This is a genomic window from Cohnella hongkongensis (assembly GCF_042654645.1).
Lineage (GTDB): Bacteria > Bacillota > Bacilli > Paenibacillales > Paenibacillaceae > Cohnella > Cohnella hongkongensis.
In genome coordinates this window covers 1-21,663 of the sequence record NZ_JBHSEP010000030.1, presented here as the reverse complement: position 1 = coordinate 21,663, position 21,663 = coordinate 1, and the positions used below count along the sequence as shown (strand labels likewise).

Genomic DNA, 21,663 nt, shown 5'->3' with positions numbered 1-21,663 from the left:
TTGACAGCCGCTCCAGCCAAAACCAGATTGTCTCTGGCTCAAAGGGATTATGTCGCAGGTTACATTTTCGTGGCGCCAATCCTGCTGCTCATGTTCGTCTGGTTCTATTACCCGGCGCTTCAATCTCTGCTTTACAGCTTTCAGGAAATCAACTTTCTCAGAATGGCGGATGCGCGGTTCATCGGCCTGGGCAATTTCGAAAAGCTGTTCGCCGATCCCGCGTTTTGGCTGGCCGCCAAAAACACGGTTGTGATCACCGGCGTAAGCGTTCCGGTTCTCGTGATCTTTGGCTTCCTCGTTGCGTATAACATCGAAGCCGTCATTCGCGGCAGAGCCGCCTATCGCACGATGTATTATATTCCTGCCGTTACTTCGGCGGTTGCGCTAACTATTTCGGTCATGTACTTGTTTATAGAGCGCGGCGAGATCCCGACGTTGCTCCATCGCCTATTCGGAATTCCCAATGTAACATGGGCGGCCGATACGCGCACTGCTCTTGCTTTTGTCTGCATTCTTGTCATCTGGAAGAACCTTGGTTTCTTTGTCGTGTTATTCATTACCGGCTTGCAAGCCATTTCGAACGACATTATCGAAGCCTCCAAGGTCGACGGCGCCTCCGGCCTGCAGCGCATGTGGTACATCACGATTCCGCAGCTGCGGCCGACGACCTCGCTCGTCATTATCTTAAGCATTATCTGGTGCATGCAGTGCTTCGACGAACCGTATACGCTTGCGCGTTCAGGCGGCGTCGTTGGCAGTCCGGCCGGCACAACCAGTACGCTTGTGACTTTCTTCTATTCGCAAAACTTCCGTTACTTCAATCCCGGATACGGCAGTTCTGCAGCGTTCATTATTTTTGCGGTGCTTATGATTATCTCGATTATTCAACGCGCGCTTGCCAGCCGCAGTCAGGATCATGCGTAATGAACAAATATTCCGCTAAACTGAAATGGTTAACCGTCATTCGTCACTTCGTCCTGATCGGGGCCGTGCTCCTTTATTTGCTGCCTTTTCTTTTTGCGCTGTACACCTCGTTCCTCGACAAGCCGGATATCGGAAAGCTCGTGATGCCCGATCGCTGGGTATTCGAGAATTACCGGCACGTCTTCGAATCCGGCTTGCTGAACTGGTATAAAAACACGGCCATTATGAGCGGCGGCATTATTCTCGGCAATCTGATCGTGAATACGATGGCCGGATATGCGCTGGCCAAAATCAAGTTCCCGGGCAACAAGCTCGTATTTTTCATCATCATTGGCACCATGATGATTCCGGCGCAAGTGACGCTGGTGCCTATTTACAGTATGAGCGTGCAGTTGGGCTGGGTGAATACGTACCAGGCGCTGATCATTCCCTTTCTCACTAGCGGCATGCTCACTTTCTTTATGCGGCAGTTCTTTTTGTCCATCCCTCACGAGATCGAGGAAGCCGCACGGATCGACGGCCTTGGAAGATTCGGCATCTTCTTCCGCGTCGTCCTTCCCAATGCCACAACGGCGCTTGCTACGCTGGTCATCTTCGCCTTTAAGGACAGCTGGAACTCGTTTTTGTGGCCGGTAACCTTGACGAATAAATCCGGCATGCACGTCATTACGGTGGGACTCCATGCTCTCAAGGGACAGTATTACGAGTGGATCAACATTACGATGACCGGCGTCGTATGCGCCACCTTGCCGATGGTTATCGTCTTCATCTTGCTGCAAAAATATTTTACCAAGAGTATCGCCATGGTAGGCATTAAAGGATAACGACAATAACGGGATGAAAAAGGAGATTATACACCATGTTGCATGCAGATAAACTCGAGCTTGTTCGCCAACAGATTGCTTCGTTGAAAAAAGCGGTGGAAGGTCGCCATTTGCAGACCGTCTACTTCGTCTCCTGCGGAGGTTCTCTTGCTACCCTGTACCCGGGTAAGTACATCATGGAGCGCGAGACGGATAAAGTCTTCACGGCATCCTATTCTGCCAATGAGTTTTATCAAGACCCTCCGCGCCGCCTCGGCCAAGACTGTCTGGTTCTCTTTAATTCCCAGAGCGGAGGCACTCCCGAGACCGTGTCCGCCGCCAAGCTGGCCAAAGAGCAGGGAGCTTTGACCGCTTGCTTTACCACGGCGCCCGGGTCCGCCTTGGAACAAGCGGTGGATTATCCCATTTACTATTACGACGACCCGGTCAATCCCTATCCGCTGGTTCTCAGCATCTATCCGGAAGTCTATATGACGATTTTTGCCCTGCTGGACGCGTTGGACGGCACCCAACGTGCGAAGGATATGGATGACGCCATGCTTGCGCTTGAAGAGATTTGCGACCGGGCTGCGGCGGAGCACAAGTCCCGAATCCGTCAATTCGCGCTCTCGCACCTGGACGAGCCGATCATTTACACGATCGCTGCCGGCCTGAATTGTTCCGTATCCTACGTTCAAACCAATTGCAATTTCATGGAATCGATCTGGATCCACTCGTCCCCGTTGCATGCGGGCGAATTTTTCCATGGGGCGTTCGAGGCCATCGACAAGGAAACCCCCGTATTCGCTTACCTGGGTACCGGCAAAACCCGTCCGTTGGAAGAACGAGCCGTCAAGTTCCTGCAGCGCATCACGGCCAAGCTGACCGTGTTGGATGCCGCCGGCTTCGATCTGTCCGGGGTTGCGGAATGGACGCGTCCTTATGTCGGAACTCTCGTATTGAATAACCTCGGCACACGTTATTGCACGGAGATATCGCTGCTGAAAGGACATCCGATGTCCTCTCGCCGGTATATGGGCGTTGAGAAGTATTGACGGCAAGGGGGCGCTGTACAGATGAAAATCCTGGGCGTGGGCGACAGCGTCATGGACGCTTATCTTCACCAACGAATGTTGTATCCCGGGGGCAACTCCGTGAACGTTCCCGTGCTGGCCCTCCGTTACGGCGCGCAAGCAGCGGCTTACATCGGATTAATGGGCGATGACGAACCGGGCCGCCACTTTCTTCGCGTCCTTGAGGAGGAGGGCCTGGACACCCATCGCATACGTGTTATGCGCGCCAAGACTGCGCAGAACTATATCCGGGTAGACGAGACGGGCGATCGCCACTTCGTCGGCCATAACGGGTTCGACGTGGCGCAATTGATGGCCCAGCTGCGGCTTCGCGACGAAGATTACGCCTTGATGGAGCAGTATGATCTCGTTCATACCAGCGTGCACAGCTTTCTTGACGAGTTTCTGCCGGCGATCGGACGGAGGGCCCCGCTCTCGATGGACTTTTCGGATGGTTATACGCCTCAAAATATCGAGCGGCTATGCCCTCTTCTGCGGTTTGCCTTTTTTTCCGGGGGCCATAAATCGGAGGATGAGATAGAGACCCTTGCCCAATCGGCTCTGCGCAGCGGAGCGCGTACTGTCGTCATTACGCGCGGTCTGCAAGGCTCCTGCGTCTTCGAACAAGGCTGTAAGCATACGCAGAAGGCCGTTCAGGTGAACGCGATCGATGCGTTGGGCGCGGGCGATGCTTATATTGCGGCTTTTCTCTTCACCTATCTTAACCATGACGGCGATATAGCGCTTGCCGCCGAATCCGCTTCCGAATTTGCCGCGCAGTGCTGCCTGCACCATGGCGCATTCGGACGCGCCCTCGAACTCTGACATGCATGCCTTGCACTTATGGAAAGATGTGGCCGCTTTGCGGTCACTCTTTTCTTATTCCTGCATCCGTTTTTTTTGCTAAACTAGTCATGACAGCACTGCATGACTGTCGGGGGGGACAAGCTATCCTGGCAAAAAAGTCGAATCATCTGTGGAAGAGCGGAATTCTGAAAAAAATATTGCTGTTTCTCGTTCTCGGATTTCTGGTTCCGCTGGTTGTGGCCGTTCTCTTTTTTCTGCAGCGCATCTATCAGGAAATGAGCACCCATGCGATTGCATCCTACCAGAATGTCAACCAGCAAATGCTGCTCACGCTGGGAGCCGTACTAGACAGCGCGAGGAAATATACGACCTACCCGTACTACAACAGCGACTTTCAGTCTTTCCTGCATCGCGACTATCGCACGGAGCAAGGACTCCGGGACATTACAACGGACACCCGACTGTACAAACGCTATATTCACGAACAAATCTTGAGATATAACAGCAAGATCAGCACCGCCGTGCTGGTCAATGTGACATCCGACACCCGATTCGTCGGCGGATATTACCCCGACGATGCCGTTATGCGTGCGCTGGACCAGGCCATGTCGCGTTTGCAGGATGCGCATGCGGCCGATGGCACTACGGTTACTTTTCGCGGACCGGACCCTTACCCTTCCACCTACATTGCCGTGGCTCGCCCGATCTTCGATCCTGCCAATCGTCATTATTTGGGCTACTTCTGTCTGATCATCAATGCACAGCAATTAAACGAAACCTTCCGCCAGCAACAGCAAATCGGCGTTCGCCGCTATATTCTGGATCAGGACAGGCGAATCGTCTACGACAGCAGCGGTCAACAAGTCGGATTGACTGCCGAAGGCCCGCTGGCCGCCTTTGCCGAGCAGGATGCGGATTACGACCAACAAGTTCTGGATGGTCAGCATATGGCTCTGCTGAAGAGCGTGTCCGAGCTTACGGGATGGCGCGTAGTCACGTTTGTCAATTCCGACCTCTTGTTTGAAAGCGTTCGCAAGCGGCAACAGAATTTGACTCTTGTCATGGCGACGATGCTAGCAGCGGCGATAGGCGCCGCGATCTGGGTCGCGGTATCCATCTCTCGCCCGATTAATCGGTTGCGCCATGTCATTGCCGGCAGCGTCGAAAAGCGCTTCCGTACCCTTGTGCCGGTAACCTCGAGTGATGAGGTGGGAGATTTGGCGCACAGCTTTAACCGGATGCAAGAGGAGATGAAGCAGCTGCTGAATCAAGTCGTGGCGCAGGAGCGCGCGAAAAGAACCGCCGAAATCCATGCGCTGCAGGCCCAGATCAATCCCCATTTTCTCTACAATACCCTGAACACCATCAAGTGGATGGCCAATATGCAGTGTGCCGATAACATCGGCGATGCCACCGAAAATCTGATTTATATGCTTCGCTACGCATCCTCGATGCAAGGCGATTTCGTTAGGATACGCGACGAACTGCAATTCGTCAGAAAATATCTCTCCCTCATGCAGCTGCGGTACTGCGATCGATTTGATGTAAAATTCGATCTTGCCGATGAAGCGCTGGACGGTCTGTGCTTGCGATTTTTGCTGCAGCCTTTCGTGGAAAATGCCATTTTTCACGGTTTTCAAGGCAGCGAGGCCGCCAATCTGCTTACCCTCAGCGCTCGAGTCGAACGCCAGGATCTGATTTTAACGGTAGAGGACAACGGTGTCGGGATGTCGGAGGAGCAGTTACGGCATATTCAAGCTGACCGCGTCCACCGGGAGGGCTTTAACTCGATCGGAATACGCAACGTCATGGAACGGATCAAGCTGCACTATGGCGACGGCTACGGGGTCGTTCTCTCGAGTAAGGCCAAGAGCGGGACGAAGGTCGTTATTACCCTTCCAATGGAAACGAGAAAGCGGGCGGATGAAGCATGCGGATTATGATCGTAGACGACGAGACGTTTTTCCGTACCAGTTTCGAAAAATATATCGACTGGCATGCACTCGGCTGCGAGGTCGTCGGCATCGCCTCGAATGGGCAGGAAGCCTTGGAAGCGATCGAACGGCTACGGCCGGATTTGGTGTTCTTGGACATCCAGATGCCCGTTATGAACGGACTTGAGTTCCTTGAAAAATATAGTCAACAGAAGCATAAAGCTCGCATTGTGATCCTGAGCAGCTTCCATGAGTTTGAATACGTTCGGCAAGCCTTAAGGTTTGGAGCAGCGGACTACATTCATAAAGAAGAGATGGGAGGAGATCTGCTCGCGCGCATCATCGAGCAGCAGAGCGATGCGATGCAGGCGCTTCGGAAGTCCGAGACCGAACGGTCCGTTCCGCTCGACTCGCAAGCGTATTTGCATAGAATGCTGCACGATCTCGACTTCGAAGCGCTGAGCGGCCCGTCCGACTGTCCGGCCTTGTCGATTCGACCGGGCCATCTCTTCGTGATTACGATGCGCTTTCGCCAATTCCCCTCAATCAAGCAGCGTTACCTTGGCCATGAGCATCGACTATATCAGGGCGTGCAGGCGATGATGAAGGAAATGCTGAGCGGTCAGAAGGAATTGGAGTGCCTTTTTTACGACAAACGCACTTTTTGCATCATCAAATCGTTCTCTACCACGGTTTCGCGCATGAGTATGCGGACGGAGCTTGCTTATCTGGCTCAGAAAGGGATGTCAGGGCTGCAGCGTTTTTTTAATTTACAGGCTTGTGCGGGCGTAAGCGGAGCTCATCATTCGTTCCAGAATCTGGCCCAAGCGGTGGAAGAGGCGATCATGGCCGGCATGATGGAGTTCACTTCCGCCAAGGGCGCGGTGCGCTATTATTCGGACTTGCGGGATTGCCATTTCGTGGAGCATATATCAACGGATCATCTTTGCCGCGCTCTTGAAACCGCTGCACAGGAGGACTGGAGGAGGTTGATCGAGGAAGCCTTTTATGTCGGCGATGCTCAGGCCATCCTTAGCCCGGCGGCAACGGCCACTGCGGCCAAAAACGTCATCTGTCATTTGATTCCCGGCCCGGAAGAACGAAACCGCTTATTTGCACAGATCGAGATGGCCGAGACCCGGGATGAAATGCTGGAGACGCTCTTGCAAACCCTGCATATGCGGCATGCCGTAAGCACGCCCAAATCCAGCAGCGGCAACCCGTTGATTGCCGCGGTACAAGAGTATATTCACGAGCATTATGCATCCGCCGACTTGTCGTTGGAACAGATCGCATCGCACGTCAACGTAAGCGACAGCTACCTCAGCCGGATCTTCCGGAAGGAAATCGGATTGACGGTTACGGATTACATTAATCGGACGCGAATCGATACCGCGCTTCAATTGCTGCAGGGGGGCGGCAGCATGATCTATCAGGTCGCCTATGCGGTCGGATACAGCAACGTGGAACACTTTAATCGCACGTTTAAAAAAATAACGGGTCGTTCCCCCGGAGCCTTTCGCGCTCGCAAATAAAGTTCTTTCATTCCTCTTTCATTACGTTCTGATAAGTTGGTGGGGATTGACCAACGGAATAGGAATGAAATGGGGTAGCGGGATGAGAAAAAGCTTGATTATGGCGTTGGTAGCGTTGCTTGTGGGACTGCCTTTAATGGGAGCAGGGCTGGAAAAGGCTCGGGCGGGGGAGGTCGAGGAGGACGGGTCTCCGGAGAAGCCTTACCTGGTTCGAACGGATGAGGATCTGTATCGTGTCCGTGAGGATCTGAACGCAAGTTATCGGCTGGCGGCGGACATTGATTTATCTGCCTACAGTAATTGGGAGCCGATTGGAAATTCCGTGAGTCCTTTTAGAGGGACTTTCGATGGGGCCAACTATACGATTAGCGGAATGACGATCGATTCGGACGACGATTATATCGGTCTGTTCGGTCAAACCGCGGGAGATTCGGTGACGATTCAAAACGTACGATTGGTGGATGTGAATATTACATCGCAAAGCACGACGGTTCAAGTCGGAGGGCTTGTCGGAGTGGCCACCCGCGGTAGGATAACCAATAATTCGGTGACGGGCGAAATAAAAGGCCAAGCTTCCAGTGCCGGCGGATTAGTCGGACAACTAAGCACGTTCGCGACAATTGAAAAAAGCAGTTCGAGTGTTCGTTTAACCTTTAATAGCGGCTGGGTAGGAGGGTTGGCTGGCTCTTTAACCAGCGGTGCAAGCATCGAACAAAGCTATGCGACCGGCGATGTTTTCGTTAGCGGGTCCGGGTATGGAGGCGGACTGGCAGGTTACCTGCATGGTGATCGGATTGTCGAAAGTTACGCAAGCGGAAATGTTACGGCGACCGGCACTGCCGCATCGGGCGGGTTGGTTGGAGAGTGGTACTATGGGGATATTACAAACAGCTATGCATCAGGAAGCATCAGCTCCGCAAGCGGTTCGGCCGGCGGGTTGGTTGGAGAAAATACTATGAGTCCGTTGTTCTCGGTTCCTATCGAAAGCTCCTATTGGAATTCGGATTCGAATCCCGGTCTAACGACTATAGGCGGGGAACCGGGGAGCGCCGAGGCGATCAGCGAGGACGAGCTGAAGAATTTAGTCAATTACGCGGGATGGGAGACGGCCTACTGGGGAATCCGGCAAGGGATAAGCTACCCGTACTTAAAAGCTTTTTCTCCCGTGGTGCAAGTAGCTCCGCTGTTGGCGGCGTACTCGACGAATTCGGGATTTAATGCGCTGAAGATCTCCGGTTCGATCCGGGACGGCAGTATCGGCGAGCCCTTGGCAGTCGGTTACGTCATCCGGAATGCTGTGAATGCGACGGTAACATCGGCGGTGTACGCCACCGTCGCCACAGGAGAGGATCAGACTTTTCATTTCTCGGCGACGCTGAACGAGGACGACTACCCGGAGGGAACTTATACGATCACGGTGATCGGTGAAGATACCGTCGCGGCGAACGGACAAGAGCAAATCTTCACGTTCGAGGTGGATTCTACGGCGCCGGTGATTTCGTTGACCGGCTCCGATCTGATGGAACTGCAGCGCGGCGACGCGTTCACGGATCCGGGGGCGACCGCCAGCGATAATCTGGACGGCGATGTGACCGGGGCTATCGTCTCAAGCGGAACAGTCGATACCACCCAACCAGGAACCTATACGCTTGCCTATCAGGTGACGGATGCCGTGGGCAACACGGCAACGGCGACTCGAACCGTTATCGTGTACAATAGCTTTTTCCCTCAGCTGCTGTTAAACGGCTTACACACGATGCAGGTGGAGGTCGGCGGCGCGTTTACCGATCCGGGAGCTTCGGCGAGCGACGAGCGGGACGACGACATCACGGGGCAGATCGAGATAATCGGATCCGTTGACACCGGGCGGGTAGGCAGCTATTCCATCGAATATCGCGTCACGAATTCACTCGGGTATCGGATATCGACGTCTCGCATCGTAGAGGTCGTAGATACCGCGCCTCCGGTCCTTACGCTGCTGGGAGCCAACCCGATGCGGATCCAGGTCGGCAGCACATTTACGGACCCTGGAGCGACTGCCTACGATGTGGGAGACGGAGACTTGACGGCCGACATTACGGTCAGCGGCTCGGTGTACGCGAATCAAGTCGGCACGTACATGCTGACGTATCGGGTACAGGATAGCTCGGGCAATGCGGCCACGGACGCCGTGCGGACGGTGAATGTCGTCCGGGCCTCATCTTCATCCGGCGGAGACCCGACTGGCGGAGGCCCGAGTGGCGGAGGCCCGAGTGGCGGAGGCCCATCCGGCGGCGATCCAAACGAGGAGCCGGCGGGGGAGGACGGTGCCGGGAATCCGATTCCGCCCGTACCGGGCTGTCCGTTCACCGATCTGGAGAAGCACTGGGCAAAATCGGATATTTGCGAAGCAGCAGAGCTGGGAATCGTGGAGGGAGTGAATGCGTACGTCTTCAAGCCGAATGCCGATGTGACGCGAACGGAATTCGCCGTCATGCTGCTTCGGGCGCTCCGAATCGAGACCGACGAAGAAGCGGGCGCCGTGCCCTTCAACGATCGGGACCGCATTCCGAGGTGGGCGGATCAAGCGATCCGGACAGCGGTGGCCAAGGGGATTCTGGAGGGATATCCGGACGGTACTCTTAGACCCCTGCAGACGGTTAACCGGTCCGAAATGGCTGCCATGGTCGTCAAAGCGGTGAAGTGGAAGGCCGGAAATAAAGGCGATGTTCGGTTCTCCGATGAGACAAGCATTCCGGCTTGGGCTGAAGATTATGTCGAAGCAGCCCGCGAGCGCGGCGTTCTGACGGGGCGAGACGGCAATCGGTTCGTGCCCTACGGGCTGACTACGAGGTCCGAAGCCGCCGTCGTTCTCTTGAGGCTGTGGAAGGTTCTCTATTAACTCGATCACGCATTGATTCAGACTGGCCCGGCGTCATCTCCATTGACGCTGCGGGCCCGTCTTTTTTTGTCGATTGGCGAAGTGCTATACTTGAATCATGAACTCCACGGTAGAGCTTGTCCTTATGGCCGCTTCGGTGGTCCTGTCGGGCATCATTTTATTTTTCGTGTACGGGTATAGGAAAGAACGCGGGGTTAGCTATCTCATCGGCGTAATCGCCTGCCGAATGATTTACTCCAGCACGATTATTCTGGAGAAGAGCAGCTATTTATTAGCGGACAAGCTGTTTTTTCGACATATTCAAAGTACGGCGCTGAACTTAATCGTGCCTTTCTTTCTGCTTTTCGTCTATCAGTTGGTCGGTCGAGAGAAGCCGGTCAAGCTAGGCTGGAAAATTGTGCTGTTCTCGATATTCGCGCTCTGGTCCCTGCTGTCTTGGTTCGATTCCGAGCTGCATGCGATCTATCGTTCCGCCGAGCTCGTTAACGGCCACTTGGTCACGGCGAGAACCGTGTATTCCATCACGTTCGGCCTCGTGTGCTACAGCATCGTCGCGGCGTGCCTGTATTTTCTGTTTCAATATATACGGAATATCCGCAGCGATTTTCGCAAGCCCGGGATGTGGGTGCTGTTTCTAAGCACGTTTCCGTTTATTCTCGAGATCGCCAAGCTCCTGAACCCCGGCGGATCGTCTTGGCTGCTTCCGTTGTCGGTTTACTGCGGATTTACAGGAACGCTGATGTTGGTCATTACTCTCAGGATAAAGTTCTTCGCGATCCTTCCTTTTGCCAGAACGCTCGTTCTCGATACTCTTCAGGAAAGTATAGTTATCGCCAATGCTTCGGGCAAGGTCATCGACAGCAACAACCAGGCTGCCCGGTGGTTCGCAAAAATGGGGCATACGACGGTTTCCGGACGGGACGTGAAGGAGCTGCTGAGGCCTTGGCCGGAATGGCGCCGATTGTGCGAATCCATGCAGGAGGGGCGAGCCGTAATCGAGGCTTGGCTGGACAGCGAAAGGAAAATCTACAACGTTAACGTATATCCCGTTCATCATTTGCGAAAACAGGGCAGCGTTTCGCTGATCGTGGACGTGACGGAGAGGGAGAAGCATCTCGAGGAGATTGCCCAGTTGAATCAGATGAAGGATCAGCTGTTCACGATCGTGTCGCACGATATTCGCAGTCCGCTGGCTTCGCAGTACCAGCTGATTGCGATGCTGGAAGAGGATAGAGCCCGGCTTGACGAGGAGCATCGGGAAATCGTCGGGATGCTGGGGGATCAGATCCGCCAAACGCTGGGAATGACGAACAATCTGCTCGAGTGGTTCCGCAGTCAGCGGGAGGATATGGCGCTGCGTCCGCAATGGCTGGAGTTGTCCGGGGTCGTGGAGGATTGCTGCCATGTGCTTCAAGTTCAAAGCGAGGCCAAACGGATCGGCGTCAAGAACGAGACTCCGGCAGGCACTCTCGTGTACGCCGATCGGGAAGCTCTGGGCTTGATTCTGCGCAACTTGTTATCCAACGCCATCAAATTTACGGGGGCGGGAGGAACCGTTCGCGTGGAAGCCCGGGTATCCGGCGAAACGGCAACGATCTCCGTCCGCGACGACGGGGTGGGGGTGGATGAGGAGCAACTCCTTCGATTATTCGAGGAGAAGCCGCTAACCTCGTCTCCGGGTACATTGGGGGAAAAGGGTTCGGGACTTGGCTTGATCGTCAGCCGACAGTTCGTGGAGCGAAGCGGCGGGAAGCTGTGGGCGGAAAGCCGAGCCGGGCAAGGAAGCGTATTTCACTTTACGATGAGGGGCGGGAAGGAGGGATGAGAGTCCTCGTTGTCGACGACGAGCCTGCCATGCTGCTCGCCATGAAACGGCTGCTAGCGAAGGCAGAAGGCGTAGAGTTGGCCGGAAGCTTCCGGAATGCGGCGGATGCTCTCGACTTTGTTCGGGACCACCAAGTGGATCTCGCCTTCCTGGACATCCAGATCGGCGGGGACAACGGGTTAGAGCTGGCCCGGAGCTTGCGTTCGCTATGCGCCGACTTGGACATCGTGTTTACGACATCTCATGCGGAATACGCGATGCCGGCCTACGATGTGTATCCGCTGGACTATATGGTTAAGCCCATTTCCGGCAAACGCCTGGAGCAGACGATCGCCAGAGCGGCCGGCAGAAGAGGCGCTCCCAGCGAAGGGGCGGGGGGACAAGTCCCGGAACGCCTGACGGTTCGCGGACTGGGCTGCTTCGAGGCGGTCAGCCGGCATGCGGGAGCGGTAAAGTGGATATCCAAGAAAAGCGCGGAGCTCTTCGCCTATTTGCTCGTTCATCGGGGGCGAAGCGTAGCCAGAGCCCGCCTTCTGGAGGACATCTTCCCGGACATGCCGCTTAAGAACGCGGAGATCTATCTGAATACAGCGGTTTATCAGCTTAGAAAAGCACGGGTTTAAGGAGGCGATCGTGTCCACGCAAGAGCAGTATCGCGTAGACGTCCGTCGCATGGACGTCGACTTTATTCAATTCGAGCAGAGCATAGAGGAGTTATCCGAGACGGAGTACGATGCGGCAGGCCCGGAGCTGGAGAAGCGGTATGCAGGCGAGCTGTTCGAGGACAAAGCCTATATCTGGGCGATCGATGAACGCGAACGGTTAGGGATCGTCTACGTATCCTTCGCCAAATCTCTCGTCCATCGGCTGATCGCCCGGAAGCAGTATCGGGAAGCGGCCCATACCGCGAGAAGATTGGTAGCCCGCAACGAATTTGACGAAGAGTCCAATCTTCTGCTGCTGAGGGTTCTCGGGGCCATGGGGGATCGACAATCTCTTCATAGCTCCTATGAGCGTTATTCTCAATTGCTGCTCCGGGAGCTGGGTCTACGGCCTTCGGAGGAGCTGTGCCGAATCTATGAGCAATATCGTGCGACTGGCGTAACGCAGGAATGATTCAGAAGCGCTATCCGTATATAGACAGCAAGGAATAGGAGAATACTATATTCTGCCGTTCGGGCGCGAAGAGGTCGGCAGAGAAGAGGGCTGTGGCAGATTGTCGCGAGGCGACACCTGTCACAGCCCTCTTCGTGCTTTGCGGCGCATCGTTGCGAAGCGAACGTCCGGGGGGTGGCTGAACGGCTCAAGGCGCAGACGGTCATTTTCGGGCCCTTCTCAGACCGGCAAGGCCATCCCAAGCCATAGAGAGTACAATTATAGCCACCAGGCCGTATTTGCTCATCTCCCATGTTTTCTCGAAAGAGGCGAGGTCTGCATCTACACTCGTCGCGAATGTCGCCACGAAAGCGTCGGAGAGAGCCGCGAGGACGACGGAGAACGCCATCAAGACCAGCAAGAACGGGATATATGGCGAAGCGCCGATTCGTTAAACATCGGGACAAAGCTCCACTCGCCGTTGTTTTTCGAATACCAACCGAGCAATTCCGGATAGAAGTATAGCGCAATGCTGAAGAAGGCGCTGATCGCGATCGAGAGGATCGATTCGCTCTTGTCGATGGAACGGGCATGGGAGGCGGGAACGTCCTGCAAGTCGTCGATGGTCCACGGCTTTCCCGTATAGGGCCATATGATTGGCGATGCAGGACTAATAAGTTTCACCTTATCATTACCTGCATCGTCTACGCCAAGCTTCTCCGGCGTCCAAGAACGCCGAAGCGTTGTTGCTTGATTATTTCAAAGTAATCTCGAACCTCGCCCCGGCTTCGCCCGCGAACACGATCGAACCGTTCTTGGGCAGCACGGTCGTATGGTCCGGACTGACAACGCCGAAGTCGACGAACGCGCCGTTCTCGTCGTACACGGCATAAGAACCTTCGGCAAGCGGGTTCACCTTCATGGATTTGCCGGCGGCTTGATCGGGAATCAAGTACCATTTCGCATAACCGCTGGCCGGGATCGTCGCCGAGGAGCTCTTGCCGGAATAGATCGGCTTCAAAGCCTCTTCCCGCACGAACAGGCTGCCCCCGAGCAGCAGGTGCTCGACGCCGTCTTCCTGGTAGAAATGGAACTCCATCGCATCTCTGCTGCCGGTTCCCGGGACTTGCAGGTCGCCGGACGCTGTATTCGGGCCCGTGATTTTTTTGTCCAATACGTAACCGGGCGTCTCGTCGAGCAATTGAACCTTCAAGTAGGAAGCCAGCAAATAGGAGATGGACGAATACTTCTCGTTGATCGGATAATAACGTTTGCCTTCGCGCTCTTGCCAAGCCGCCAACACTTCGTCGGAGACGGTATGGGGCTCGAGCTTCTCGGCGGAATACTGAGACACGGCCGTTTGGCCGAGTCCCGGCAGCGAAACGTATTGCCGCGTCCAAATGTAGGTGCGTCCGTTCTTTTCCACCAGATTAATCTTCACGCTTCCGTCCGCGCTCTTGAACGACCCGTCCGCCGAATACGTATACACCTCGGCCGGGTACCCCGGCACTAGAGGCATGGTGATCGACAGTTCTCCGTTCTCGGAGATGTCTGCCTTAAGCAATTGATTCGTTGCGCCGTATACTCCCGCATAGTTCAGCAAATCCTTCGGCATGTCGGCTTCAACGGGTTCTCCGTACGATTTCTCGGCTTTGATCTCGTCGATCTCGCCTTTTTCCTTCAACGCATGAAGCAGAATCTCGTTCGCCAGCAGTTGATTGATCGTGCTCGAGCCTCCCGAGGAGAGCACCGCCGCCGCCAGATTTTGATCGGGAAGCACGACCAGCGACGAGTGATACAGGATCGTGTCCCCGCCTTTGGCCAGCGCCTGAATGCCGTATTCTCCGAACGGGAACAGGTCCACGCTGTCCCAACCGAGTCCGAAGTTTATCGAGTTGTCGGCATCCTCGGGCCACAGTCCTTTGCTATACTCCGGTTGCGCCGTTGTCTTCGCCGATTCGGCCGACAGAATGCTTCCGGCCTGCCCCGTGAATAGTTGCGAAAATCGAACCAGATCCTCCGCCGTGGAATAGATGCCTCCCGTCCCGATCACATTGACCGTTTCGGTCGGCAGTTGGTTCGGGACGCCCGGGAGGTAGATTCCCGCCATCGCCGAGAAGCTCGGACGATCCAGAGGCGTCTTCGTGTTCGACATGCCCAGCGGTTCAGTAAAATAGCGATGAATATAGGACGTAAAATCGATGCCGCTGACGGTCTCTACCAAAATTTCCGCTAGAGTAAAGCAATCGTTGCAGTAGACCGAATAAGCTCCCGGGTCGGCCTTCAACGACTGCTCGGCCAACTGCTCCAGCAGCGTGTCGTGCGCGTAAGTATCGTCATCCTCCAACAAAAAGGCGTTTGCAAGCGACGACCCGGCCAAGCCGGCGGAGTGGTTCAGCAGCATGCGAGGCGTAATCTGCTTGTAGCGTTCGTCCTTCATCTTAAAATCCGGAATGTACTGCACTATAGGCGCATCGAGCTCGACTTTACCCTCCTCCGCCAGCTTCATCACGGCCGCCGTGACGAACATCTTGCTCGTGGAGCCGATGCCGTACATCGTGTTCTCGGTCAGAGGGCGCTGCCCGGCCTGGTCGTTGACGCCGGACTGGCCGGAGACGACGATCTCGCCCTGATCGATCAGCGCGTACTGCACGCTTGTCGTACCGTATTGCCCGGTCAGGAGCGCGGCTTTCTCCGCTGCGGCCCGAAGCGTATTCTCGAAGGCGGGGGTTTCCTCGCTCGGAGCCGCTGCTGCCATCGCGCCTGTCGGCACGAGCAGCGACAACGCCAGCGTCACGGACAACAACCTGAATGATTTCCTGCTTTTCATGAATACCTCCTAAAGACGTAGTCTAATGTACTACGGGCAAACGTTCCGACCGTTTCGGCTTTTCGACGATGCGCGACCGGGCAGGCCGTTATAGAGACCGTGTGTCCACAGCTTGCGTGCGGGCGATGACGTCGTACAGAGCCTGTTTCCTTCTAGAAAAGATCGCGGTCGCCGTATACGCGATCATCAGCGCGTAGACGACCCCGCCGGCGATATACGCCACGAGCGGCGGCTCTCCGTCGCCCGCATGCACGAAGCGGTAAACCATAAAATGCGACAGCTCCCAAGGGATGAACTTCAAGAGCGTTCGCACGGCTGCGCGCGGTACCGATAATCGCCCGGCATTGAGGTCGACCACCCGGATTCCCGCTATTTTTTTGCCCGGCGTCTGCCCGTCCCTCCTCGATTCGCATACGATAAAGTAGAGAGAGACCGGCATCGTCACGAGCGCGAACCCCGATAATTGAGCGATCGCGGGCGATCCGACGAACCACTGCTGCACGGAGGGAAACACAAAAACGCTAAATACGAACAGCAAGGCCAGATACGCGCAGATAAAGATGTAATCTATCGCGAATGCTTTAAGGCGGAGCGGAACAGAGGCGTTCATCGTCGGTTCCTCCTTCGAATGTCGATTCCGGCGCCAGCGGTTTTTTCGTTACGTCTCAGAATCTTCGTCCGCTTTGTACTCCAGAAGATCTCCGGGCTGGCACTCCAGCGCCTTGCAGATCGCTTCCAGCGTGGAGATTCGGATCGCTTTTGCCTTGCCGTTTTTTAATATGGAAAGGTTAGCCATCGTAATCCCGACTCTCTCCGAGAGCTCGGTTACGCTCATCTTTCTTTTCGCCAGCATTACGTCAATATGAATGATCATCGCCATGCTCTTCACCTCAGACCGTCAGATCGTTCTCGGATTTGATATCGATAGCTTCTTTTAACAGCTTCTGAAGAACCGCGGCAAAAACGGCAATCACCATAGAGGCGAAAATCAAAACCATTCCGATGAGAATGATCCCCGGTGCATCGTCTCTCTCCGCCAGAAGATAGAAGAGCGGCATGCCCAACGCGAACAAGCCGCTGATGACGAACGCGCAGGCTTTGATCTTCCTCAGCACCTGTACGGACAGGTCGGAGAACGCTTGGTTCTTGTCGATGTAGGTCAACAATTTATAAGCCTGGTACAGAGCAAAATAAAAAGGGAACGCCGTGGCATACAGATCGACGAAAACCAGATACCTCAAATAAGCCTGCTCCGGATACAGATCTGCTGCGAAATCGGCGATCTCCGGCACCCCGAAAATAAAGATGGCAAGTATCGGGATCCCTATCACAATGACGGCCGCCTTCAAAAAGAGTGTCGTTCCTCGTTCCATACTTAAGCCCCTCGCTTATCCTTAGATTTGAGAGTAGTGTAACACGATATTTATCGAATTACAATAAATATTTAGCTCTAAATGATACATAATTATTGTTAAACGTTCGATGGATGGCGATGGTCCTTCAGCCGGACGGGTGTCGTCATGACGCTCTCAAGAGAACGGCGCTCGGGTAGAGAGCTGTCCCGCGCGCCAGGACTACACTGAATGAGCGCCAAGCCGGGTAGCCGCAGAGGGAACCCGGATAACCGTTCAGGGCGGAGACGGTGGACAAGTTGTTCGGCAATGGATCACGACGCGATGGCGAGTTCGGTGGCGATAACGATGACGCTTATGAACGCATAAACGGTACACCCCTCCCTCCGATCGCCTCTGTGCCGCCCGGCGCGGCTTCGACCTGGAAACGGCCGCCCCGGTTGCTTCTTGTTCGCTCGATGGGGCTTATGCTAAGATGAGGTCAGGAACAGACCGGAGCGGGAACGCCCGGTTGCATACAATCGGCTTGGATGGGATGGGATGTCCCTTCAGCTCGCGAAGAGTCAGCTAACCCACCTTAGGCGGTCAACCGTGAGGCGGGTTTTTGTTTAGTGATTCAGAAAGGACAAAAATCGCTATCTGATCTGAATTGCCTCCGACATAAACGTTGTCCCGCCGAACCTAGGATGGCGTAAGCCGGTTAGGCTTGGTGATTCAGAAGGGATAAAATTCGCTATCCTTATCTGCATCCCCTCCGACAAAAACGCGTTTCCGCGTCTGGAGGAAGCCGAAGGCGTTTTTGCTTGGTGCTTCAGAAAGTATAAAATTCGTTATCCTTATCTGAATCACCTCCGACATAAACGTTCTCCCGCCGGTCCCAAGGACGGCGTAAGCCGTTTATGCTTGGGCGAGAGATCTTGGCTTTGGAATCCGGCATTCTAAGCGGGAGGGTGCGAAGGGATGGGACGATGGCTGAGTCGGCTACAAAAAGGGTACGGGAAAAAGCTGGTCTCGCTTCACGCCTGGAACGGATGGATCGTCGCCATTTTGGCCGTATCCGGTCTGGTGCTTCTGGGAGGCTTCTGGCGCGGGGTGTTAGGGGAAGGGCGCGTATGGCTGAAAGAGCTGCACATCGTTGTCGGCCTCGTGTCGATCTTGCCGGTGATCTACTATTTATTGCTGGCAGGCAAGCATTGGAAGCAGCTGCGCAAGAAGCCGAGGCAGCGTCTCAACGTTCTCGTCGTGTTGGCGCTGCTGCTTGGCTGGTTCGTGTCCGGCGTGCTGCTCTGGCAGTTCCGGGCGGTCGGTCCGGCTTGGTCGAATGCGGCGTTAACCGCACACGATCTGCTCACCTGGATAGGTCTGCCTTACATCATTTATCATTCGATCACCCGGGCGAAATGGCTGAAGGAGCCGGAGCGGCGAACGGTTCGGGCCGAGCGTAAGGCGACCGACAGGGAAGAGGCCGGGGCTCCTCCCGCTGCCGAACCACAGGCGGTGTACAGCCGGCGCTCCTTCATCAAGTGGTCGATCGGGGCGGGTCTCGCCGTGCTGGTAGGACCTTCTTTCCTGCAGTGGCTGGGCGGCGCTCTGGGCTCCAGTCTCGGAGGCGGCAGCCTGGACGAGATCGTAAGCAGAGACCGCAACCGGCTCGTGCCCGCGCCGGAGCCGATGCCCGCCTCGCTGCCGCCCGTCGGCGGGGGAGCGAAGGGGAATTTTCGGATATACACGGTAACGCCGATTCCGGAGTTCGACAATGCCAACTGGTCGTTCACGATCGACGGGCTGGTCGACAAGCCGATGACCTGGAACTGGGATACGTTCGTGACGTTCAAGAGAACGGTTCAAGTGAGCGACTTTCACTGCGTGACGGGGTGGTCGGTGTACAACAATACATGGGAAGGCATCCCGCTGAAGCGAATGCTGCAGGAAGCGGGCGTGAAGGCGAGTGCAACGACGGTAAAGTTTTATTCCGGGGACGGCGTTTATACGGATACGCTGTCGCTCGAGCAAGCGGACATGGACGATGTTATGCTCGCGGTGCTGCACGACGGCAGACCGATTCCAAGCGAGCTGGGCGGCCCTGTACGATTGGTCGTTCCGAAAATGTATGCTTACAAGTCGGTCAAATGGCTGAATCGGATCGAGCTTATCGAGGGGGAACACGTCGGCTACTGGGAAGCGCGCGGATACGCGAACGATGCGTGGGTGTAAGGCGGTTCGGGCGGACAGACGCGCTCACCGTGCATGGCTGCGAGAGGCGGCGGCATGTGGTGACGCACCGTCGTCCGGCGCGGGCGGCTAGGCAGCGCCGTGCAAGCTACTAGGGCGTCGTCCTTCGTTCTCGAGGTGAACGCCTCGGGAAATCCGTCCGGGAGCAACGCGACAGCCACTGCCCGGCACGAAGACGACCGTCCGCCAGTCGGCGCGGCGGTCGTCAAGTTAAAGGGAGGATTGAAGCCCGCAGGGCTCCTCATCCTCTCGGCCAACGATACGGGGCGACATGCTGCAGCATGGCAAGGAAGAGCGTCGCCCACTGCTCCTGCGACAGGGAGGCGACCGCCTGCTCGTGGGCTACTCCGGCCTGCCTGAATGCGGTTTTCATCTGAGGCGGCGTAAACACATTACCGAACGCATGAGCCGCCATTAGCCTCGGTTCGCGCAGCGCATAAGCCGCAAAGGCGGCGAAGCGCCTGCCTTCCTGGACAGGGATCAGCGGGCAGTCTCTGCGGACAATCCGCACAATGGCGGCGTCGACCCGGGGCGGCGGAGCAAAATGAGTGCGGGGGACGACCGTCCTCATCTCGATCAGAAAATGCATCCTCCACATCAACACCCGAGGCTCCAGAGTAACGCTCTGGGTAAATCTTCGAGCCGCCCCTTTTTCGAGGATTAACGCTCCTCTCTGGAAAGCCTTGCCCTCGGCCCCGAGCAGCTTCTCAAGAATAGGGGTCGTGATGGAAAACGGAAGATTCGAAAGGACGCAGAAAGGTTCTGCAGGCAGTCGCATTCGCCTAACATCGCAGTGGAGAATATGAATGCGGGGATGGGCTTCCGCTTTGGCGCGGAGAGCGGCGACGAAATCCGAATCGATCTCTACAGCAATGACTTTACCGGCTTGTTCGGCCGCCGGGAACGTAAGGCTCCCTGTACCCGCGCCGATCTCCAGCACGGTGTCGGTCCGACGGAGTCCGATCGTATCCACCAGCTGCTTGATCGTTCGCGGATGGTGCAGCAGATGCTGGCCCGTGAAGTTCGGCCCCGCTTTATGCTTTCTTATCGTTCTATGCTTCTTGTTCTGTTTGCGCATAAAATTGTTCCTCCCGTTCTCGTCGATTTCCGCGGCACACAAAAAAACGCAGGCGAGTGCCTGCGGCGGAACAACGGGAATGGAAAGGATTTATGATGCGCATTCAAACAAACGGTCGACCTTGTATTCGCAAGGACAACAGTAGGCAGGAGATTCGGTTGCAAGGAGGCGGGACGTCAAGGCTCTCCCTCTGACGTCAAAACTCTCCTACTACTGGGAGAGCGCCAAGTACTTCCGGGTACGCCAAAAAGAGACAGACGAGCTGTCCCCGTACCCTCACCTATGCAGCAGGATATCCTAAAATGGGCAGTCCGATTCCGTTTTGCTCCGCACGCAGGCAGAGACTTTGCTCACTATGCAATTAGCGGGCCAAAGTGACAAAACGCAATCTTCCATAATTAACTGCACACATATTTAGGACAACCCTCCGTTCCTAGAATTAAGCCCAGTATAGCACACTTCCGCCGGTCCTAACAAATTGGCGCTCATAAGCAACATACAGCCCACCACCCACCAGCACACCACAACTCGCGCCAACTTGCGCCAACCCACCAGCACTCTACTCACCAGCACACCACCTACCAGCACTTCACCACCAAACGCCAGCCCGCCAACCCACGTTAGCCCACCAACCTAAGCCAGCTCGCCAACCCACGTTAGCCCACCAACCTACGCCAGCTCGCCAACTCACGTTAGCCCGCCAACGCACGCCGGCCCGCCAACCCACGTTAGCCCACCAACCTACGGCCCACCAACCTAAGCCAGCCCGCCAACCCACGTTAGCCCACCAACCTACGCCAGCTCGCCAACTCACGTTAGCCCACCAACCTACGCCAGCTCGCCAACCCACGTTAGCCCACCAACCTAAGCCAGCTCGCCAACTCACGTTAGCCCGCCAACGCACGCCGGCCCGCCAACCCGCTAACGTAACGGTTGCCAGCGCCGCTAATCGTGCTGTTTTCGCAATGTGGGGATTGTAACGGTTGCAGCAGCCGCTATTTCATCTTAAAACGCGCCGTTACGCTCGAAAACCCAATAATAAGCGCGGTGGCAACCGTCCCTCGTATTTAAGGGTTTTTCTCACGAATGCTCACTCATTCGCAGGATTTCATCACTTGGTTTGGTGGCGATTGCGGTCGCAGTAGGGGCATTTCGCCGTCGGATGGCTTGGAGTTGTCAAGAAAAGTGCAGTTTGAAAACACACTCATGAAGAAATCCTGTTGCTAGGCTGCTTGTGACAGCATTCTTTCACGATAAATCGATGGGGGCCAGCCCCCTGGATTCGTGGTGTAGA

General features: G+C 55.6%; 16 protein-coding genes. 11 read left to right on the top strand and 5 right to left on the bottom strand.

The features are described 5' to 3' along the window. The 10 genes from ACFO3S_RS26120 to ACFO3S_RS26075 all read left to right on the top strand — a co-directional run bounded on the left by ACFO3S_RS26120 (position 1) and on the right by ACFO3S_RS26075 (position 12,898). Positions 1 to 924 carry a carbohydrate ABC transporter permease gene (locus ACFO3S_RS26120; protein ID WP_378102218.1) on the top strand — a complete coding sequence of 308 codons (924 nt, stop codon included), beginning with the start codon at positions 1 to 3 and terminating at the stop codon, positions 922 to 924. Continuing rightward, entirely contained in the window at positions 924 to 1,748 is an 825-nt protein-coding gene (locus ACFO3S_RS26115; protein ID WP_378102215.1) for a carbohydrate ABC transporter permease, read from the top strand. Before ACFO3S_RS26120 ends, ACFO3S_RS26115 begins: the two co-directional genes overlap by 1 nt. A gap of 35 nt (positions 1,749 to 1,783) precedes the next feature. Further along, on the top strand, positions 1,784 to 2,782 hold the full coding sequence (locus ACFO3S_RS26110) for an SIS domain-containing protein (RefSeq protein WP_378102212.1): 999 nt from the start codon (positions 1,784 to 1,786) through the stop codon (positions 2,780 to 2,782). A gap of 21 nt (positions 2,783 to 2,803) precedes the next feature. Beyond that, positions 2,804 to 3,625 (top strand): PfkB family carbohydrate kinase, encoded by an 822-nt coding sequence (locus tag ACFO3S_RS26105; protein WP_378102209.1) that lies wholly within the window; start codon positions 2,804 to 2,806, stop codon positions 3,623 to 3,625. Between the two features lie 89 nt (positions 3,626 to 3,714). Then, a complete protein-coding gene (locus ACFO3S_RS26100) occupies positions 3,715 to 5,550 on the top strand; it encodes a cache domain-containing sensor histidine kinase (protein WP_378102206.1) in 1,836 nt (611 codons plus the stop codon). Beyond that, on the top strand, positions 5,538 to 7,076 hold the full coding sequence (locus tag ACFO3S_RS26095; RefSeq protein ID WP_378102203.1) for a response regulator transcription factor: 1,539 nt from the start codon (positions 5,538 to 5,540) through the stop codon (positions 7,074 to 7,076). The genes ACFO3S_RS26100 and ACFO3S_RS26095 overlap by 13 nt, the downstream gene beginning before the upstream one ends. 82 nt (positions 7,077 to 7,158) lie before the next feature. Next, the gene (locus ACFO3S_RS26090) at positions 7,159 to 9,957 is read left to right on the top strand and encodes an immunoglobulin-like domain-containing protein (RefSeq protein WP_378102200.1); all 2,799 of its coding nucleotides are present in this window, start codon (positions 7,159 to 7,161) and stop codon (positions 9,955 to 9,957) included. Between the two features lie 97 nt (positions 9,958 to 10,054). Then, the gene (locus ACFO3S_RS26085; protein WP_378102198.1) at positions 10,055 to 11,782 is read left to right on the top strand and encodes a sensor histidine kinase; all 1,728 of its coding nucleotides are present in this window, start codon (positions 10,055 to 10,057) and stop codon (positions 11,780 to 11,782) included. Then, on the top strand, positions 11,779 to 12,405 hold the full coding sequence (locus tag ACFO3S_RS26080; protein WP_378102196.1) for a response regulator: 627 nt from the start codon (positions 11,779 to 11,781) through the stop codon (positions 12,403 to 12,405). Before ACFO3S_RS26085 ends, ACFO3S_RS26080 begins: the two co-directional genes overlap by 4 nt. Before the next feature lie 10 nt (positions 12,406 to 12,415). Then, positions 12,416 to 12,898 carry an AfsR/SARP family transcriptional regulator gene (locus ACFO3S_RS26075; RefSeq protein WP_378102194.1) on the top strand — a complete coding sequence of 161 codons (483 nt, stop codon included), beginning with the start codon at positions 12,416 to 12,418 and terminating at the stop codon, positions 12,896 to 12,898. A gap of 733 nt (positions 12,899 to 13,631) precedes the next feature. On the opposite strand, the gene ACFO3S_RS26070 is transcribed toward ACFO3S_RS26075, so the two are convergent. From ACFO3S_RS26070 to ACFO3S_RS26055, 4 genes are all read right to left on the bottom strand, one after another. Continuing rightward, complete coding sequence (locus ACFO3S_RS26070) at positions 13,632 to 15,707, bottom strand: serine hydrolase domain-containing protein (RefSeq protein ID WP_378102191.1); 2,076 nt, start codon at positions 15,705 to 15,707, stop codon at positions 13,632 to 13,634. 88 nt (positions 15,708 to 15,795) lie between these two features. Next, a complete protein-coding gene (locus tag ACFO3S_RS26065) occupies positions 15,796 to 16,317 on the bottom strand; it encodes an RDD family protein (RefSeq protein WP_378102190.1) in 522 nt (173 codons plus the stop codon). 48 nt (positions 16,318 to 16,365) lie between these two features. Further along, positions 16,366 to 16,587 carry a helix-turn-helix domain-containing protein gene (locus ACFO3S_RS26060; RefSeq protein ID WP_378102187.1) on the bottom strand — a complete coding sequence of 74 codons (222 nt, stop codon included), beginning with the start codon at positions 16,585 to 16,587 and terminating at the stop codon, positions 16,366 to 16,368. Between the two features lie 10 nt (positions 16,588 to 16,597). Beyond that, entirely contained in the window at positions 16,598 to 17,080 is a 483-nt protein-coding gene (locus ACFO3S_RS26055) for a DUF2975 domain-containing protein (protein ID WP_378102184.1), read from the bottom strand. Positions 17,081 to 18,019: 939 nt separating this feature from the next. On the opposite strand from ACFO3S_RS26055, the gene ACFO3S_RS26050 reads away from it, so the two are divergent. Next, positions 18,020 to 19,273: a molybdopterin-dependent oxidoreductase gene (locus tag ACFO3S_RS26050; RefSeq protein ID WP_378102181.1), complete on the top strand. Its 1,254-nt coding sequence runs from the start codon at positions 18,020 to 18,022 to the stop codon at positions 19,271 to 19,273. 259 nt (positions 19,274 to 19,532) lie between these two features. Here ACFO3S_RS26050 and erm read toward each other — a convergent pair whose 3' ends face one another. Continuing rightward, a complete protein-coding gene (erm, locus tag ACFO3S_RS26045; RefSeq protein ID WP_378102178.1) occupies positions 19,533 to 20,369 on the bottom strand; it encodes a 23S ribosomal RNA methyltransferase Erm in 837 nt (278 codons plus the stop codon). Positions 20,370 to 21,663: the final 1,294 nt, after the last annotated feature.

Bases quoted from the DNA above. Each gene is read 5' to 3' on its own strand.
- ACFO3S_RS26115 (WP_378102215.1), top strand. From the start codon at position 924: ATGAACAAATATTCCGCTAAACTGAAATGGTTAACCGTCATTCGTCAC.
- ACFO3S_RS26110 (WP_378102212.1), top strand. From the start codon at position 1,784: ATGTTGCATGCAGATAAACTCGAGCTTGTTCGCCAACAGATTGCTTCG.
- ACFO3S_RS26105 (WP_378102209.1), top strand. From the start codon at position 2,804: ATGAAAATCCTGGGCGTGGGCGACAGCGTCATGGACGCTTATCTTCAC.
- ACFO3S_RS26100 (WP_378102206.1), top strand. From the start codon at position 3,715: ATGACAGCACTGCATGACTGTCGGGGGGGACAAGCTATCCTGGCAAAA.
- ACFO3S_RS26095 (WP_378102203.1), top strand. From the start codon at position 5,538: ATGCGGATTATGATCGTAGACGACGAGACGTTTTTCCGTACCAGTTTC.
- ACFO3S_RS26090 (WP_378102200.1), top strand. From the start codon at position 7,159: ATGAGAAAAAGCTTGATTATGGCGTTGGTAGCGTTGCTTGTGGGACTG.
- ACFO3S_RS26085 (WP_378102198.1), top strand. From the start codon at position 10,055: ATGAACTCCACGGTAGAGCTTGTCCTTATGGCCGCTTCGGTGGTCCTG.
- ACFO3S_RS26080 (WP_378102196.1), top strand. From the start codon at position 11,779: ATGAGAGTCCTCGTTGTCGACGACGAGCCTGCCATGCTGCTCGCCATG.
- ACFO3S_RS26070 (WP_378102191.1), bottom strand. From the start codon at position 15,707: ATGAAAAGCAGGAAATCATTCAGGTTGTTGTCCGTGACGCTGGCGTTG.
- ACFO3S_RS26065 (WP_378102190.1), bottom strand. From the start codon at position 16,317: ATGAACGCCTCTGTTCCGCTCCGCCTTAAAGCATTCGCGATAGATTAC.
- ACFO3S_RS26060 (WP_378102187.1), bottom strand. From the start codon at position 16,587: ATGGCGATGATCATTCATATTGACGTAATGCTGGCGAAAAGAAAGATG.
- ACFO3S_RS26055 (WP_378102184.1), bottom strand. From the start codon at position 17,080: ATGGAACGAGGAACGACACTCTTTTTGAAGGCGGCCGTCATTGTGATA.
- ACFO3S_RS26050 (WP_378102181.1), top strand. From the start codon at position 18,020: ATGGGACGATGGCTGAGTCGGCTACAAAAAGGGTACGGGAAAAAGCTG.
- erm (WP_378102178.1), bottom strand. From the start codon at position 20,369: ATGCGCAAACAGAACAAGAAGCATAGAACGATAAGAAAGCATAAAGCG.